Annotated in this window: 13 protein-coding genes and 1 tRNA gene; 8 read left to right on the top strand and 6 right to left on the bottom strand. The window is 71.5% G+C overall.

The genetic code is table 11. The features are described 5' to 3' along the window. On the top strand, positions 1–1441 hold a 1441-nt coding region (locus BFF76_RS15860), incomplete at its 5' end, for a response regulator (protein WP_141695608.1). Between the two features lie 144 nt (positions 1442–1585). On the opposite strand, the gene BFF76_RS15855 is transcribed toward BFF76_RS15860, so the two are convergent. The 3 genes from BFF76_RS15855 to BFF76_RS15845 form a co-directional block, all read right to left on the bottom strand. Continuing rightward, entirely contained in the window at positions 1586–3232 is a 1647-nt protein-coding gene (locus tag BFF76_RS15855) for a long-chain fatty acid--CoA ligase (RefSeq protein WP_065848451.1), read from the bottom strand. Between the two features lie 210 nt (positions 3233–3442). After that, a complete protein-coding gene (locus BFF76_RS15850; protein WP_031097214.1) occupies positions 3443–3997 on the bottom strand; it encodes a SigE family RNA polymerase sigma factor in 555 nt (184 codons plus the stop codon). A gap of 213 nt (positions 3998–4210) precedes the next feature. Then, complete coding sequence (locus tag BFF76_RS15845) at positions 4211–4528, bottom strand: hypothetical protein (protein ID WP_031097213.1); 318 nt, start codon at positions 4526–4528, stop codon at positions 4211–4213. 251 nt (positions 4529–4779) lie between these two features. Here BFF76_RS15845 and BFF76_RS15840 point away from each other — a divergent pair, with 251 nt between their 5' ends. Together BFF76_RS15840 and BFF76_RS15835 are read left to right on the top strand one after the other, a co-directional pair. Further along, positions 4780–5661 carry a bifunctional DNA primase/polymerase gene (locus tag BFF76_RS15840; RefSeq protein WP_053929577.1) on the top strand — a complete coding sequence of 294 codons (882 nt, stop codon included), beginning with the start codon at positions 4780–4782 and terminating at the stop codon, positions 5659–5661. Between the two features lie 44 nt (positions 5662–5705). Then, positions 5706–5897 (top strand): hypothetical protein, encoded by a 192-nt coding sequence (locus BFF76_RS15835; protein ID WP_053929576.1) that lies wholly within the window; start codon positions 5706–5708, stop codon positions 5895–5897. A 121-nt stretch (positions 5898–6018) separates the two neighbouring features. Here BFF76_RS15835 and BFF76_RS15830 read toward each other — a convergent pair. Both BFF76_RS15830 and BFF76_RS15825 read right to left on the bottom strand, forming a co-directional pair. After that, positions 6019–6105 (bottom strand) — tRNA-Ser (locus tag BFF76_RS15830). Between the two features lie 60 nt (positions 6106–6165). Continuing rightward, positions 6166–7680, bottom strand: a complete 1515-nt coding sequence (locus BFF76_RS15825) for a S1C family serine protease (protein WP_065848450.1) — start codon at positions 7678–7680, stop codon at positions 6166–6168. 198 nt (positions 7681–7878) lie between these two features. Between BFF76_RS15825 and BFF76_RS15820 the strand changes: the two genes are divergently transcribed. From BFF76_RS15820 to BFF76_RS15810, 3 genes are all read left to right on the top strand, one after another. After that, on the top strand, positions 7879–8706 hold the full coding sequence (locus tag BFF76_RS15820) for a glycerophosphodiester phosphodiesterase (protein WP_031090249.1): 828 nt from the start codon (positions 7879–7881) through the stop codon (positions 8704–8706). Between the two features lie 140 nt (positions 8707–8846). Beyond that, positions 8847–9452: an ATP-binding protein gene (locus tag BFF76_RS15815; RefSeq protein ID WP_078850480.1), complete on the top strand. Its 606-nt coding sequence runs from the start codon at positions 8847–8849 to the stop codon at positions 9450–9452. Between the two features lie 127 nt (positions 9453–9579). After that, the gene (locus BFF76_RS15810) at positions 9580–10545 is read left to right on the top strand and encodes a DUF5926 family protein (RefSeq protein WP_031090253.1); all 966 of its coding nucleotides are present in this window, start codon (positions 9580–9582) and stop codon (positions 10543–10545) included. A 675-nt stretch (positions 10546–11220) separates the two neighbouring features. Here the strand turns inward: BFF76_RS15810 and BFF76_RS15805 are convergent. After that, positions 11221–11904 (bottom strand): bifunctional DNA primase/polymerase, encoded by a 684-nt coding sequence (locus BFF76_RS15805; protein WP_065848449.1) that lies wholly within the window; start codon positions 11902–11904, stop codon positions 11221–11223. Between the two features lie 649 nt (positions 11905–12553). Between BFF76_RS15805 and BFF76_RS15800 the strand changes: the two genes are divergently transcribed. Both BFF76_RS15800 and BFF76_RS15795 read left to right on the top strand, forming a co-directional pair. Continuing rightward, entirely contained in the window at positions 12554–13924 is a 1371-nt protein-coding gene (locus BFF76_RS15800; protein WP_244167286.1) for a PP2C family protein-serine/threonine phosphatase, read from the top strand. Positions 13925–14036: 112 nt separating this feature from the next. Continuing rightward, positions 14037–15500: an aminopeptidase P family protein gene (locus BFF76_RS15795; protein ID WP_031090258.1), complete on the top strand. Its 1464-nt coding sequence runs from the start codon at positions 14037–14039 to the stop codon at positions 15498–15500. Positions 15501–15506: the final 6 nt, after the last annotated feature.

The following is a 15506-nucleotide window of genomic DNA, read 5'->3' as shown; positions in this document are numbered from 1 at the left end:
GATGGCCCGGCCGGGCCATCCCGTTCCGGGGCAGCCGCTGCCCGCCGTTCCTCCGCAGCCCGACTGGGCGCAGAGCGGCACCCCGGTGCAGGAGCAGGCCGTACCGGCCCATGGGGGCGACGTGGACCCGGCCGGCGACGGGCACTGGGCGGGCCCCGCCGCCACCACGCACACCACGGGCACGATCGCCGCTCCGGCCGGCCCCGCGCCGGACTCCCCGTCCGCGCGGGAGCCGCATCCGGCCGACAGCGACGAGCCGGTGCCCGCCGCGGACGCGCGGCGCCAGCCGCTGCCCGCCGAGGCACCCATGCCGGCGTCCTCGGATTCGACCCAGGGCCGCGCGTTCAGCGTGCGCACGCTGGGTCAGGGCGTGCCCTTCGCCCAGCACCTCGCGCATCAGCAGAACCAGACGCTCGGCGGTGCCGGCCGGCGCCGTAAGCTCGCCGCCCCGCCCGAGCCCGAGCAGGCCAAGCCCGCCACGGCTCCCGCACCTCCGCAGCCCACCCCGGCCCCGGCTCCTCCGCAGCCCGCAGCGCAGGGAAACACCGTGCACGGCACCGGTTCCGGCCGGCTGATGTCCCCGCCCGCGTCCGAGGGCCGTTCGTACGCGATAGGCGCCCCCGACGAGGGTGCCGAAGGGCCTGAGCCGCTGGACGGACCCGGTGGCGCCGTCGAGGTGGCCAACCGGCCGCAGCCGCAGCCCGTCGACGACGAACTGCCCCCGGAGCCGCTGGACAACCCGCGCCGGCTGCTCGTCTGGCCGGCCCCGGACGTCTCGACGCAGCAGGCCCTCAGCGACCGCGGCTACCGTCCGGTGATCGTGCACTCCCGCGAGGAGGTCGACGCCCAGATCGCGGCGTTTCCCGCCGCGCTGTTCGTCGATCCGCTGACCGGGCCGATCACCCGTACGGCGCTGCAGTCGCTGCGTCAGGCGGCCGTCGCGGCGGAGGTCCCGGTGCTGGTGACTGCCGGTCTGGGGCAGGCGACCAGGGAAGCGGCCTACGGTGCCGACCCGGCCGTGCTCCTCAAGGCGCTCGCCCCGCGCGACAGCGACCAGCATCCGCCGAGGGTCCTGGTGATCGAGGAGCACGAGGAGATCGCCCTGGCGCTCACGGAGACGCTGGAGCGGCGCGGCATGCAGGTCGCGCGAGCGGCGGGCGACAGCGAGGCGGTCGACCTCGCCACCCGGATGCGCCCGAATCTGGTGGTGATGGACCTGATGCAGGTACGCCGCCGGCGCGCCGGGATCATCGACTGGCTCCGTGCGAACGGCTCGCTGAACCACACGCCGCTCGTCGTCTACACCGCGGCCGGCATGGAGGAGGCGGACCTGCCGAGGCTCGCCTCCGGCGAGACGGTGCTCTTCCTCGCGGAGCGCTCGACGAGCGACGAGGTGCAGTCCCGGATCGTGGATCTGCTGGCGAAGATAGGGACCAACTGACGCCCGGACGTCATCGGGCGCCTATGACGAGGGCGGTACGGGAGTTCCCGTACCGCCCTCGTCATGTACCGCCCTCGTCATGTACCGCCCCGGCCGTCGTCGCTGCCGCGCCCCGGCCTCCGTCCTGTGGTCCGGACACGCGGCTCAGAGCTGTGTGACGTCCAGCTCTCCGTCGGCGTACTGCCTGCGGATCACCTTCTTGTCGAACTTGCCCACGCTCGTCTTCGGCACCGCCGGGACGATCGTCCAGCGCTCGGGCAGCTGCCACTTGGCGACGGACTGGGCCAGGAAGGTCCTGAGCGCCGCGTAGTCGGCGGTGGCACCCTCCTTGAGTACGACGGTCGCGAGGGGGCGTTCGCCCCACTTCTCGTCGGGGACGGCGACGACCGCGGCCTCGGCCACATCCGGGTGCGCCATGATCGCGTTCTCCAGGCCGACACTGGAGATCCACTCGCCGCCGGACTTGATGACGTCCTTGGCACGGTCGGTCAGCGTGAGGTATCCGTCGGCGCTGATCACCCCGACGTCACCGGTCTTGAGCCAGCCGTCCTCGCTGAACTTGTCCTCGGGGCGCAGGTCCTCGCCGTCCGCGCCGCCGTAGTACGCGCCGGCGATCCAGTTGCCGCGCACCTCCAGCTCCCCCGCGGACTCCCCGTCCCACGGCAGGCTTTCGCCGCCGGGGCCGGTCAGCCGCGCCTCGACACCGGCAGGGAAGCGGCCCTGGGTGATGCGGTACGGCCACTCCTGCTCTTCGGTCAGCCCGGCGGGCGGGTTGGACATGGTGCCGAGCGGGGACGTCTCCGTCATGCCCCAGGCGTGGCAGAGGCGGACTCCGAGCTTGTCGTACGCCTCCATCAGGGAGGGCGGACAGGCGGCGCCGCCGATGGTGACGCTGGCCATGGAGGAGAGGTCGCGGGGCTTGGCGGTGACTTCGGCCAGCAGCCCCTGCCAGATGGTGGGGACGGCTGCGGCGTGTGTCGGGCGCTCCTTCTCGATCATGTCGGCGAGCGGCGCAGGCTGGAGGAAGCGGTCGGGCATGAGCATGTTGACGCCGGTCATGAACGTCGCGTGCGGCAGCCCCCACGCGTTCACGTGGAACTGCGGCACGACGACGAGGGTCGTGTCCTTGTCGGTCAGGCCCATCGACTCGGCCATGTTGACCTGCATGGAGTGCAGGTAGATGGAGCGGTGGGAGTAGACGACGCCCTTGGGGTCCCCGGTGGTCCCGGAGGTGTAGCACATGGCGGCTGCCTGGCGTTCGTCCAGCTCGGGCCAGGCGTAGGAGACGGGACGGCCGGCGATCAGCTCCTCGTACTCGTGCACCCGGGGCGCGACGCCGTCGAGTGCTGAGCGGTCGCCGGGGCCTGACACCACCACGTGCTCGACGGAGGGCAGCCGGTGGAGCAGCGGTGCGAGAAGCGGGAGCAGCGAACCGTTGACGAGGACGACCTTGTCGTCGGCGTGGTTGACGATCCAGACCAACTGCTCGGCGGGGAGCCTCAGGTTGAGCGTGTGCAGAACGGCGCCCATGGACGGGATCGCCAGATATGCCTCGACGTGCTCGGAGTTGTTCCACATGAGGGTTGCGACCCGCTGGTCGCCGTCGACGCCCAGCTCGTCGCGCAGGGCGTGCGCCAGCTGAGAGGCGCGCCTGCCGATCTCGGCGAAACTGCGCCGGTGCGGCTCCGGCTCGCCGGTCCAGGTCGTCACCTGCGACTTCCCGTGGATGGTCATCCCATGGGTCAGGATGCGGGTCACAGTCAGCGGTACGTCCTGCATGGTGCTCAGCACGGCGTCCTCCCGGTGGGCGCTACGTGGCAGTAAGGGCGCGTTGATTCTGCTCACATACCACGCGGTATGTCACTACTTCCGGGAGCACGAATCGGTGTCGGCCGACGGAAACGGGCTGCGGGACGGGCCGCGGACGAACAGCGGACGGGCTGCGCGAGGCCCCCGGACCTGGGATCCGGGGGCCGGGCCACCGCTGCGGGGAAGTCCTGGTCACCGGACCGGGCTGAGCTCCGGATCCTCGCGGAGCTTTCCGAGCGCGCGCGACACGGCGCTCTTGACCGTCCCGACGGTCACCCCCAGCACCTCGGCCGTCTGAACCTCACTGAGGTCCTCGTAGTACCTCAGGACGACCATGGCGCGCTGCCGGTCCGGGAGCTTGAGCACGGCCCGCCACATCGCGTCGTGCAGCGACTGCCGCTCGGCCGGGTCCGGCGCGGGCGGAGCCTCCTTCTCGGGGAGCTCCCCGCAGGCGAACTCCTCGACCTTGCGCTTGCGCCACTGCGAGGTGCGGGTGTTCACCAGTGCGCGGCGGACGTACCCGTCCAGCGCCCGGTGGTCCTCGATCCGCTCCCAGGCGACGTACGTCTTGGTGAGGGCGGTCTGCAGCAGGTCCTCGGCGTCGCTCGGATTCGCGGTGAGGGAACGCGCGGTGCGCAGCAGTACGGGGCCCCTGGCGCGCACGTACGACGAGAACGACGGGTAACGGCGGTGTCCGGCGGGGGCAGCGCCCGCCCTGGAGGCCCCGGTGCAGACTGGCGTGGTCATTCCTCCACGCTAGGAGCGGGCGCGGACGGGCGGATCGGCCCCAGGTCCCGAAGCCCCGTCCGCCTCAGGTTGTAGGGGTGGGGCGGGTTCCACCTCCTGAAGGTGGAGGGGCTCACACCCGCCCTCAGGGTCCCCACCCCGGTGGCGCCCGCCCGCAACCGGGGAATGCGGCCTGTGCGGCCACGGCGGCACCGTTGCCGCACGGGCCCCCGATCAGTTCACCCAGAGCGGCGTGAAGGTCACGTGGACGATGCGCGTGGACTGGTCGATGTACGCGAACGGCGATCCGATCACCTGGGCCGAGTTGCTGTGGTTGGAGGCGCCGGCTCCGACGGCCTGCTGCTGCGACGTGGACGAGTTGCCGGAGTTGTCCCCGCCGACCCCGGCGGACCCGATGGCCGCCACCCCCGCGTTCGATCCGTCGCTCGCGAACGCACCGTTGTCCGCGGACGCGACGCCTGTGAACAGTGCGGCGGCCAGAGGCAGAGAAGCAACGCCTGCGAGGGCGCGAGCGGTACGGATGCTTGCCATGTCAATTTCCTCCAGGAACCGAGAACCGGGCTTGGTACGGCTTGTTCCGAGGTGGCCGGCCGACCACCTCGGTGCTGGTCACGACGTCGCGGGAGCAAAACTTCCCACCGCGTCCCCGGTGAACCGCCCACGGCGCCCGAATCCCCCGCACGTATGACGAACGCCCGGCAAACCTCCCGGACACGATGACGCGTTCCGCCCCGCCCGGATCCCCTCTTCCTTTTTTCGAACGCCTGTACGAAAATAACTCCATGGCCACCACCGACCGGCAGACCGCCACCCTGGCCCTGGCCCACGCGCTCTCCGCCGCCGAGCGCGGGCTCCCCGTCTTCCCGCTGTCCGCCACCAAGCTCCCCGCCCTGCGCTCACCTCACCGGGACGAGAAATCGCCCGTGCGCTGCCGGGGCGCCTGCGGGCTGCCCGGTCACGGGGTCCACGACGCCACCACCGACCCGGCCGCGGTCCGTGCGCTCTTCGCCGCAGCGCCCAGGGCCACCGGCTACGGCATCGCCTGCGGCAGGCCGCCGCACCGGCTGATCGGCATCGACCTCGACATCGACACCGCTCACGGCAACGACTCCGTGGCCGCACTCCAGCACCTGGCGCTCCAGCACCTGTTCACCATCCCGGCCACCGTCACGGTGCTCACGCCCAGCGGAGGCCGGCACCTCTGGCTGACCGGCCCGCCCGGCGTCTCCGTGTCCAACTCCGCCGGCCGCCTCGCTCCCGGCATCGACGTACGCGGAGCGGGCGGCTACCTCGTCGGCCCCGGCTCGGTCACGGCCCACGGCCGATACCGGCTTGCCCCCGGTACGGCCCACCTGGCGCCGGCCCCCTGCCCCCGCGGCCTCCTGCGCCTGCTGACGCCCCGGCCGCGCCCGAACCAGCCCGCCGGCCGGACGTCCCCCGCCCGACAGGGGCAGGGACTGGTCCAGTTCGTACGGGAGGCGCACACGGGTCAGCGCAACACCCGCCTGTTCTGGGCGGCCTGCCGTGCGTACGAACACGGCTTCGGCGACGACCTCGCGGACGCCCTCACCGACGCGGCGATCGGCACCGGCCTGACCGAACAGGAGGCCCGCGCCGCGATCGCCTCCGCCGCGCGCCTGACCACCCCGCGACCGAACCCCTGACGACCTGCGAGCACTTCCCTGTCCGCCCGGACTGCATTCATCCGATGAGCACCGGGGAGCTGAACGCCTGCGCCTTCTGCATGGACACCACTGACGTCGGCCTCGCCGGTGACGGCGTCACGCTGGAGGTCACCCGGGCCGGACTTCGGAGCAGCCAGTTCGTCTGGTCCCACCGGCGATGCCTGGACGAGCGGCTGCACGAACGCATCACCCGCGGCGAGTGGTTCGACGATTAGGGCGTGCCTGCCCTCCGGCGCCCTGACCGAGCGGGACACCGGGGACACCGGACGCGCAGGGCGCGAGCAGTACACGGAAGCGGCCCCTGACCGATTCGCCTGGTCAGGGGCCGTCTCTCTGCGGTGGGTGTGGGATTTGAACCCACGGTGACATCGCTGCCACGACGGTTTTCAAGACCGTTCCCTTAGGCCGCTCGGGCAACCCACCCCGCGTCTCACCGGGCCCCGTTGACCGGGGCCGGTCCGATGCGTGGAACAGCCTAGCCGGTCAGCTGTCGCCCTTGCGCTCGCCCAGGGTCAGTTCGGCCGTCGCCGTCCTGCCGTCGCGCTTGTAGGTGAGCGTGACCTTGTCGCCCGGCTTGTGGGTCCAGATCTCGCCGATCAGCGTCGGGCCGCTCTCGACCACCGTGTCGTTGAACTTGGTGATCACGTCGCCCGCCTTCAGCCCCGCATCGGCAGCAGGGCCGTCCGGAGTCACGGCCGGGGTTCCGCCCGCGCCCTCGTCCGAGATCACGGCGCCGCCCGTCTTCTCCTCCATGGTCACCGTCGCGCCGATCACCGGGTAGACGGGCTGGCCCGTCCTGATCAGCTGCTCGGCGACGTTCTTCGCCTGGTTGACCGGGATGGCGAAGCCCAGGCCGATGGAGCCCGCCTGGGACTGGCCGACGCCGCCGCCGCTGGTGGACTGGATGGCCGAGTTGATGCCGATGACGGCACCGCCCGCGTCCAGGAGCGGCCCGCCCGAGTTGCCCGGGTTGATCGAGGCGTCGGTCTGCAGGGCGCTCATGTAGGAGTTCTTGTTGCTGGAACCGTCGCCGGAGGCGACCGGGCGGTCCTTCGCGCTGATGATGCCGGTGGTGACCGTGTTGGAGAGACCGAACGGCGCGCCGATCGCGATGGTGGAGTCACCCACCGCGACCTTGTCGGAGTCGCCGAGGGCCAGCGGGGCCAGTCCGTCCGGCGCGTTCTTCAGCTTCAGCACGGCCACGTCGTAGCCCTGGGCCCGGCCGACCACCTCGGCGTCGTACTTCTTGCCGTTGGAGAACGTCACGGTCAGCTGTCCGCTGTCCGCCGCGGAGGCCACCACATGGTTGTTCGTGAGGATGTGGCCTTCCTTGTCGTACACGAAGCCGGTGCCCGTGCCGCCCTCGCCGTCACCGGACTGCGCGTCGATGGTGACCACGCTGGGCAGCGCGCTCGCCGCGACACCCGCGACCGTGCCCGGCTCGCGCTTGAAGTCCTTCGGACTGTTGGAGGCCGCGACGGTGGTCGACCCGGAGGAGCCGGAGTCGTTGCTGTCGGCCGCCCAGTAGCCAAGGGCTCCGCCGACGCCTCCCGCCACCAGTGCGGCCACCGCCACTGCGGCGACCAGACCGCCCGCGCGGCGCTTGCGCGAGGGCTCGGGCCCCGAGGGCACGGGGGCTCCCCAGGCCGGATGACCGTCGCCCCCGTCGGCGTACGAGGGAACGGCGGGAGGGGGCGGAGGCCATCCGGCGGAGCCGCCCGGGGGCTGCGGCGACGGCGGCGCGTACGGGTGCTGCTCATGCGTGGCGGCGGCCGGGCCGGTGCCGTCGTGGTGCGCCGGGCCCGTGCCGTCGTGGTGCGTGGCCGTCGGAACCTGGGCCGTCGGCGCGTCCGCGGGAGCGGCAGGCGGGGCCTCCGGCGCGGGCCGACCTCCCTGCGGGGTGCCCTCGGGAGCGGCAGCCGGCACGGGAGGTACGGACGGAACAGACGGTGCGGCCGGGACCGCGTTGCCCTCGTTGCCCTCGTTCTCGGTGCTCACAGCTCTTTTACTCCTCGGTTCCACTCGGCATTCGGCAAGAGATCCGCTGTGCACGTGTCTGCGGTCAGCTTTTCCCACAACACGTCAGGCCACTGTAAGCAGGACCTGTGCATCCGCACACCATTCCTTACATCAGGCAAAACGGTCGCAGGAAACCAGGTGTCGGCCTCCGGCGCCTCCCGGTGACACGATGACCCGGTGACGCACGCACGCCTACCCTCGCACCGGCCCCCCATCCAGGTCATCGCGCACCGCGGGGCGTCCGACGACGCCCCGGAGCACACCCTGGCCGCGTACCGGAAGGCCATCGAGGACGGGGCGGACGCCCTGGAATGCGATGTCCGTCTCACCGCGGACGGTCAGCTGGTCTGTGTCCACGACCGCAGGGTGAACCGCACCTCGAACGGCCGGGGCGCGGTCTCCGCCCTTGAACTGGCCGATCTCGCCACCCTCGACTTCGGTTCCTGGAAGGACCACGAGGAGTCGCCGGACTGGGACCCCGTGCCGGGTGAGCTCACCTCCGTACTCACCCTGGAACGGCTTCTCGAACTGGCCCACGACGTCCGGGCGGCCGGCCGGCCGCTCCAGCTGGCCATCGAGACCAAGCACCCCACGCGCTGGGCCGGACAGGTCGAGGAGCGGCTGCTCCACCTCCTCAAGCGGTTCGGACTGGACTCTCCGCCGGCGGAAGGGCCGTCCCCGGTACGCGTCATGAGCTTCTCCGCGAGGTCCCTCTACCGCGTCCGGGCCGCCGCCCCCACCCTGCCCACCGTCTTCCTGATGCAGTTCGTCTCGCCGCGGCTGCGCGACGGACGGCTCCCCGCCGGGGCCCGGATCGCCGGTCCGGGGATGCGGATCGTACGCAATAACCCCGGGTACATCGAGCGGTTGCACCGTGCGGGCCACCGGGTGCACGTGTGGACCGTGAACGAGCCGGAGGACGTCGAGCTCTGTACGCGCCTCGGAGTGGAAGCGATCATCACGAACCGCCCGAAACAGGTCCTGTCGCAACTCGGCCGCTCTTAATATCAGTTACAGGGGGTGCACCGGCGCATTCACTCCGCAATCGATCGTTACGAGTGCATCACTGACAGGGCTTTGGCCGGTTTCCGGCGCAGTCCAGGAGGGCATCCAATCCGTGGCGTGGGGCAAAGGAGGTCTCGGGGGTGGCGTTTGTGGTGGCACAGGAAGTGCCGACGTCGTCGAGCATGGCCGTACCCCATGGCCCTGCGGGCGTGGGGCAGGCACGGCACCGTATGCGCGAACAGCTGCGCAGCAACGGGGTGTCGGACACCGTGGTCGACGACGCTGTACTGATCCTTTCCGAACTTCTCAGCAATGCCTGCCGGCACGGCAGGCCGCTGGGGCAGCACTCAGAGATGGGCGACGGTGACATCCGCGCCGCATGGCGTGTGGACAGAAGAGGCGACCTGACCGTCGAGGTCACCGACGGCGGCGGGCCGACCAGGCCGGTCCCTTCCACCCCGTCGGTCACCGCGCGTGGCGGGCGTGGGCTCAACATCATCAGCGCCCTCGCCCAGGAGTGGGGCGTACGGGACGACACCGTCGGTGAGGTAACCGTCTGGGCCCTGGTCTCCGCCGCCCACGGACACGGCGGCTTCACGACAGGGGGCACGGGCCCCGCGAGGCCCGCACGCCGGGAAAGGCCGGGGCTCAACGGGCTGGGCGGACTCCACGGAATGAGTGGCTTCGGCTCGCTCGACGGGCTGGAGCTCACCGACGTTCTCGAGGCCTTCGACGACGTGGGCTGAGAGCGGCACGGCACGCGGCACGGCCGAGCGGGCCGCAAGGGTGCCACGGCAGGTGTGCCCCGGCGATGGCGGGGACGGCTAGGCTCGCGCCCGAGACCGCACTGTCGCAATCGGGAGAACGCCCACCATGGCCAAGAAGCGCCCTCAGACCAAGGCCGGGAAGCCGCAGCTCAAGGACGGTGAAATCCCGGTCGTAGGGGCTCGTGAGCCCTGCCCGTGCGGTTCGGGCCGCCGTTACAAGGCGTGTCACGGACGCGCCGCCGCCCATGCGGTGACCGAGCTGGTCCAGCGCCCCTTCGAGGGAATCGCCGGAGAGTGCGACTGGGTCGCCCTGCGCGAGCTGGTCCCGGCCGCCACCGTCGAGCTGACGCTGAAGGGCGGACTTCCCGAGGGCGTGCCGTCCGTGTCGCTCGCGACCGTGCTGCCGATGGCCTGGCCCGCGCTGCGCCGCGACGACGGCTCCGTCCTGCTCGCCCTGCAGAACGACACCTCGTCGGGCGACCTCAGCCGCGATCTCGCGGACACTCTGCAGCGTGCGCTGGAGGCCGCCCCCGGTTCGCCGGTCGCCGCCCGCCGGGTGCCCGCCGACGGCCCGCGCCTGCAGGACCTCCTCGACCCCTCTGCCGCGTTCGAGCCGGTCGTGCACTCCGGATTCGAATTCTGGGTCCCGGACGCGGAGAACGCCACGGCAGAGGTCTCAGCCTCCCTCGAGCGCGCCAACGCGGCGGCCATCCCCACCACCCGGCTCTCCGGCGTGGACGCGGCCTACTGGTGCGAGACACCGGAGAAGAACCACCTGCGCTGGGTCATGCCGCACCCGGAGGAGCAGCTCCTCGACGCGCTGGCCCGGCTGCACGCGGCGGGCACCTCCTCGCTCGGCGAAGGGACCCGGCTGGTGGGCTCGTTCCGCGCCCACGGGCTGATGGTCCCTGTCTGGGACCTGCCGAGCGCGATGGGGGCCGAAGAGTGCGAGAAGCCCGCCGCACAGCTGGCGGAGCGGCTCGCGGAAGCCCTCGCTTCGGACGCTCCGCTGACGGGCGAGGAGCGCCGGGCACGCGGTGGGCTCACCAACCGCCAAGTGACGCTCAGCTGACAGTGACGAGAACCGGGGCGCGACGGTGACTCCCGTCACAACTCCCCGTACCCGTCGGTAAATCGCTGTCCGAATAGGCGAGATCGAATTTGCTAACGGCAGATCTCTTGTTACGGTTCTGGAAGTCCGGTCGCTGGTGCATCCCCCGTCGCCAGCGGCCGGACGCCCCCGTTTCCGGGCCCGGACGGCCGGGGCGCACGCCGGAGCACTCAGCGCGTCAGCGGCCTGCGGCGACAGCCCGGCCCCCACAGGCGTCCCGCCCTCGCGCATCTCTCCCGCCACAGGTCCGCGCCCGTCCCCGCACCCGGCATCCCTGCGCCCGAAGCCGGTCCTGCTGCGCGTCGAGGCCGGCGCGCGCCGGGTCCCGGCTCACACATCGAGCGTTCGCTTTCGGACAGAAAAGCCGAGAGGCCCGCCGCACCGGGAATGGCTCACGGCATGTGGAAGGCATTCACTCCGGCATCACCGCGCGCACGGTTTCCACGAACTGCGAATAGGCAGTCAGAAAGCCCTGGGCCGAAGGTTTTTACGAGGATGCAATTGCACCTGCCCGGTACGCGGCTGATCGCACGATATCCGGGCGGCCCCACTTCCCCGGGCGAGTGGGCCGCCGCCCTCTGTACACGCTCGGTGAGCCGCCACCCGCTGTACCCGCGTCGGTGAGCCGCCGTCCGCTCAGTACGCGAGCCGGCTGCCGCCGTCCGGTGCGCCGTTACTCGCCTCGACGAGCGCATCCAGGACCGACTCCACATCGGGGAGCCACGGCGCGGCGCTGCCCTCCTCCGGGGCCCGCTCCCAGCGCACCTGCCCCGCGTCCACCTCGGACGGCGGCAGGAGGAGATAACCACCCTCACCGTGGAACCGCAGGGAGCTGGGCACCCGGTCCTGGGCGTGCAGCAGTTCGCCGAGCCGCTCCAGGGAGTAGGGGGCGACCATCAGCGACCACCTGGTGGGTGTCGCGACCACGGGGCCGAGCCTCAGCCCCATGCCGTCGAGCGCGGTGAGCGCCCGGGCACCGGCCACGGCGGGCAGACTCAGGGCGCAGGGCGCCCGGCCGCCGGTGGCCAGGAGGACGGGGGCGGCGGGCCGGGTGGTCCACCACCAGCGCACCATGCGTTCGTCGGTGGTCGCCGCGAGGAGACCGGGGTCGAGGGGGTGTGCGCCGGGTACGGCGCACTCGGGGTCGCGACAGGCGCAGCCGGGACCGCGTTCGCCGCGGACGGCTCCCGCCGCCGGCCCCGCTCCGGGGAGCACGGGCCATTTCCGGAGGGTGGCACAGGTCAGCGCCGCTTCGAGCTGGGCGGAACTTCCCTTGCGCCGGGGCCGGTGCCTGCGTCGCCTTCCGAGGATCTCGCGCATGAGCGCTCGTTCCTTTCCGTTGAACGCCGAGGTCCACATCACAGCACGTGCCCGTTACGCCACGTGTGTGTCTCTTCGCTGTACGTGCTCGCCCATCAGGTCTGCGGTACGGACGGGTAGTCGGTGCCGAGCGTGAGCCGAGCGGAGCAGAGTGGAACCGAACAGAATGGAGCTGGGCCGAACCGAGTTGAACCGAGCCGAGTCCGGTGAAAACTTCGCGCGGTCGGCGTGCGCGTCGCGCGTGCCGTCCCTTGTGCAACCCCGCCACTCGGGGATGGGCGGGCGGCCGTCACAGTTGAGGACGCCCGGGCTCGCTGTCGGGTTCCGGGGCGGTCGCAACCACCCCTGGCCATCCACGATTACGTACCCAGCATGCCCGGGATGACGCTCCCTCCGGCAATTCACCCCGAGGGCGCCCTCTCTCGAGCGCACCCAGTCGACCGCAAAATGCGGCCCGGGGGTGCATTTTCCGGCCAAGTTGACTGCCTCACGGACACCATAAATATCGTAAGGACAATACTGGACATGACCTTAGTTGTGCGTGTACATGTGGGTGCGTGTACGTGTGGTTGCACCGATAGCGGCGCGGAACGACATGGGGGTTTGCGATGCTATTCGACAGAAAGCACCTGTCGGAAAGCCGACTGCCATGAGCACCCCCCACCTTCCGAAAGTGGCTGGAATCGATCCCATGGTTCCCGTTTCAACGCACACTGCCGCGCCTGCGGAAGATCCGCCCTTCGCGCCGGGAGCGTTCATCCAGGACCGGCTGGCCGGCTGGGTCTCCGACCTCACCACACTCCACGAACTCACCGAACGGCTGGCCGCGACCAGCACCCTGGACAGCGCTCTGCATGAACTCCTGGGTGCCGGGGCAGCCCTGGTCGGAGCCGGCCGGGGGCTCCTCGTCCTCGAACCGGCCGACGGCGGCGGGCCGTCCCGCACGATCGGGCTCGGCCTCGCCCACGCCGAACTGGGCCACATCGAGACGGTGCCCCGCAGTGCCACCGCGTACGGCCGCTTCCTCGAGGGTCTGCCGGATTCCGAAGGCCCTCACGCCAGCCCCGACATCCTCGGCGACACCGGCCTCGACCCCCGCTGCCGCGAGGTCGCCACCCGGCTCGGATACGCCGCGAGTTACGCACAGCCCCTCGCCACCGGAACCGCCGGCCGGCTGGGGGTGGCCGTCTGGCTGTACGACGAACCGGCCGAACCACTGGAACGCCAGTGCCATCTCGTCGGGGTGTACGCCCGCTACGCCGCCGAACATCTGGCCCGACTGCGCGAGCTGGAACGCGCCAGGTCGGACGTCGCGGTCATCGCCGAGGAGCTCCTCCCCGGCAGGCTGCCCAGGATTCCCGGAGTGCGGCTGGCAGCCCGCCGCCGGGCCGGGCCCTCGGGCGGCGGCGACTGGTACGACGCGCTGCCCCTGCCCGACGACGCGCTCGGCCTGGCCGTCGGCTCGGTCGGCGGCTCCGGGCCGACGGCCCTTGCCGCGACGGGCCGGGTCCGCGCCGGTCTGCGCGCCTACGCCGTGATGGAGGGCGAGGACCCCGTCGCTGTGCTCTCCGATCTCGAACTGCTGCTGCGGCTGACCGAACCGGCCGGCGCGGCGACCGCTCTCTTCGCGTACTGCGAGCCCGACCGGCGCACGATCCTGCTCGCCGGCGCCGGGCACACCCCGCCGCTGGTGACCGGCGAAGGGCGCACCGAATTCGTGGAGACGACCGTCTCCGTCCCCCTCGGCATGCTCTCCTGCTGGGAGGCACCGAGCGTGGAGTTCACGCTCCGCCCCGGCGAGACCGTGCTGTTCTACACCGACGGACTGCTGCGCCGCACCGGAGACACCATGGACCGGGCGTTCGCGCGGCTGCACTCGGCTGCAGCCGGTGTGCCGAAGGCCCTGCGGCAGGACCCCGGAGCCGTCGCGGACCACATCCTGCGGGCCGTGCTGCCCGACGGCGCGGTCCGCGGCGACGGCAGCGGGAACGTCGCCCTGCTGGCCGCGCGCTTCGACTGAGCAGGCCGATGCCGCCGGCGGCATCGGAACCGTAGCGGGTCTTCCGGCACCGGGCCCCCTTCCGTACGCCCGTACGATGAGAGGGCCCAGTGTCGTACAAGGAGGACATAACGTGTCTGAGGAGCTCGCCCCGGAGACCCCGGAAACAGCAGAAGCAGAGCCCGTGAAGCAGCGGAAGAACGGCCTGTACCCGGGCATTTCCGATGAGCTCGCCGAGAACATGGCGTCGGGCTGGGCCGATACCGAGCTGCACGGCCTGGAACCGATCGCCCAGGCCTCCTACACCGCCGCCCGCCGCGCCGCGCTCTCCGCGCGCTTCCCCGGCGAGCGGCTCGTCGTTCCCGCGGGCAACCTGAAGACCCGCTCCAACGACACGGAGTACGCCTTCCGCGCCTCGACCGAGTACGCGTACCTCACCGGCGACCTGACACAGGACAGCGTCCTGGTGCTCGAGCCGACCGACGGCGGGCACGAGGCGACGGTCTATCTGCTGCCCCGCTCCAACCGTGAGAACGGCGAGTTCTGGCTCGACGGCCAGGGCGAGCTCTGGGTCGGCCGCCGCAACTCCCTCACCGAGGCGGAGCAGCTGCTGGGCGTCCCGGCGAAGGACGTCCGCGAGCTTCCGGCCGCACTGACCGGGGCCACCGGCCCGGTGCGCAACGTCCGCGGACACGACGCGGGCATCGAGGCCGCCCTGACCGACAAGGTCACCGCGGAGCGCGACGAGGAGCTGCGCGTCTTCCTGTCCGAGGCCCGCCTGGTCAAGGACGCCTTCGAGGTCGCCGAGCTGCAGAAGGCCTGCGACGCCACGGCGCGCGGCTTCGAGGACGTCGTGAAGGTCCTCGACAAGGCCGAGGCCACGAGCGAGCGCTACATCGAGGGCACCTTCTTCCTGCGCGCCCGCGTCGACGGCAACGACATCGGTTACGGCTCGATCTGCGCGGCGGGCCCGCACGCCACCACGCTGCACTGGGTCCGTAACGACGGCGCGGTCCGCTCCGGCGAGCTCCTGCTGCTCGACGCGGGTGTGGAGACGAACGAGCTCTACACCGCCGACGTGACGCGGACGCTGCCCATCAACGGCACGTTCTCGCCGCTGCAGCGGAAGATCTACGACGCGGTGTACGAGGCCCAGGAGGCGGGCATCGCGGCCGTGAAGCCCGGCGCCGCCTTCCGTGACTTCCACGACGCGGCCCAGCGGGTCCTCGCCGAGAAGCTGGTCGAGTGGGGCCTGCTGGGCGACCTGTCCGTGGAGAAGGTCCTGGAGCTGGGCCTGCAGCGCCGCTGGACGCTGCACGGTACCGGCCACATGCTGGGTATGGACGTCCACGACTGCGCCGTCGCGCGCACGGAGTCGTACGTCAACGGCACCCTGGAGCCGGGGGTCTGCCTGACGGTCGAACCGGGGCTGTACTTCCAGGCCGACGACCTGACCGTGCCCGAGGAGTACCGGGGGATCGGCGTCCGCATCGAGGACGACATCCTCGTGACCGAGGACGGCAACCGGAACCTGTCCGCCGCGCTGCCGCGCCGGTCCGACGAGGTCGAGGCCTGGATGGCCCGGCTGAAGGGCTGAGGCACC

The organism is Streptomyces mutomycini, assembly GCF_001700505.1.
Taxonomy (GTDB): domain Bacteria; phylum Actinomycetota; class Actinomycetes; order Streptomycetales; family Streptomycetaceae; genus Streptomyces; species Streptomyces mutomycini.
This window is presented reverse-complemented; position numbering and strand designations above follow the sequence as displayed.

Excerpts from the sequence above, each read along its gene's own strand:
- BFF76_RS15850 (WP_031097214.1), bottom strand. The coding sequence starts at position 3,997 with ATGACCACGCCAGTCTGCACCGGGGCCTCCAGGGCGGGCGCTGCCCCC.
- BFF76_RS15845 (WP_031097213.1), bottom strand. The coding sequence starts at position 4,528 with ATGGCAAGCATCCGTACCGCTCGCGCCCTCGCAGGCGTTGCTTCTCTG.
- BFF76_RS15840 (WP_053929577.1), top strand. The coding sequence starts at position 4,780 with ATGGCCACCACCGACCGGCAGACCGCCACCCTGGCCCTGGCCCACGCG.
- BFF76_RS15835 (WP_053929576.1), top strand. The coding sequence starts at position 5,706 with ATGAGCACCGGGGAGCTGAACGCCTGCGCCTTCTGCATGGACACCACT.
- BFF76_RS15810 (WP_031090253.1), top strand. The coding sequence starts at position 9,580 with ATGGCCAAGAAGCGCCCTCAGACCAAGGCCGGGAAGCCGCAGCTCAAG.
- BFF76_RS15805 (WP_065848449.1), bottom strand. The coding sequence starts at position 11,904 with ATGCGCGAGATCCTCGGAAGGCGACGCAGGCACCGGCCCCGGCGCAAG.
- BFF76_RS15800 (WP_244167286.1), top strand. The coding sequence starts at position 12,554 with ATGAGCACCCCCCACCTTCCGAAAGTGGCTGGAATCGATCCCATGGTT.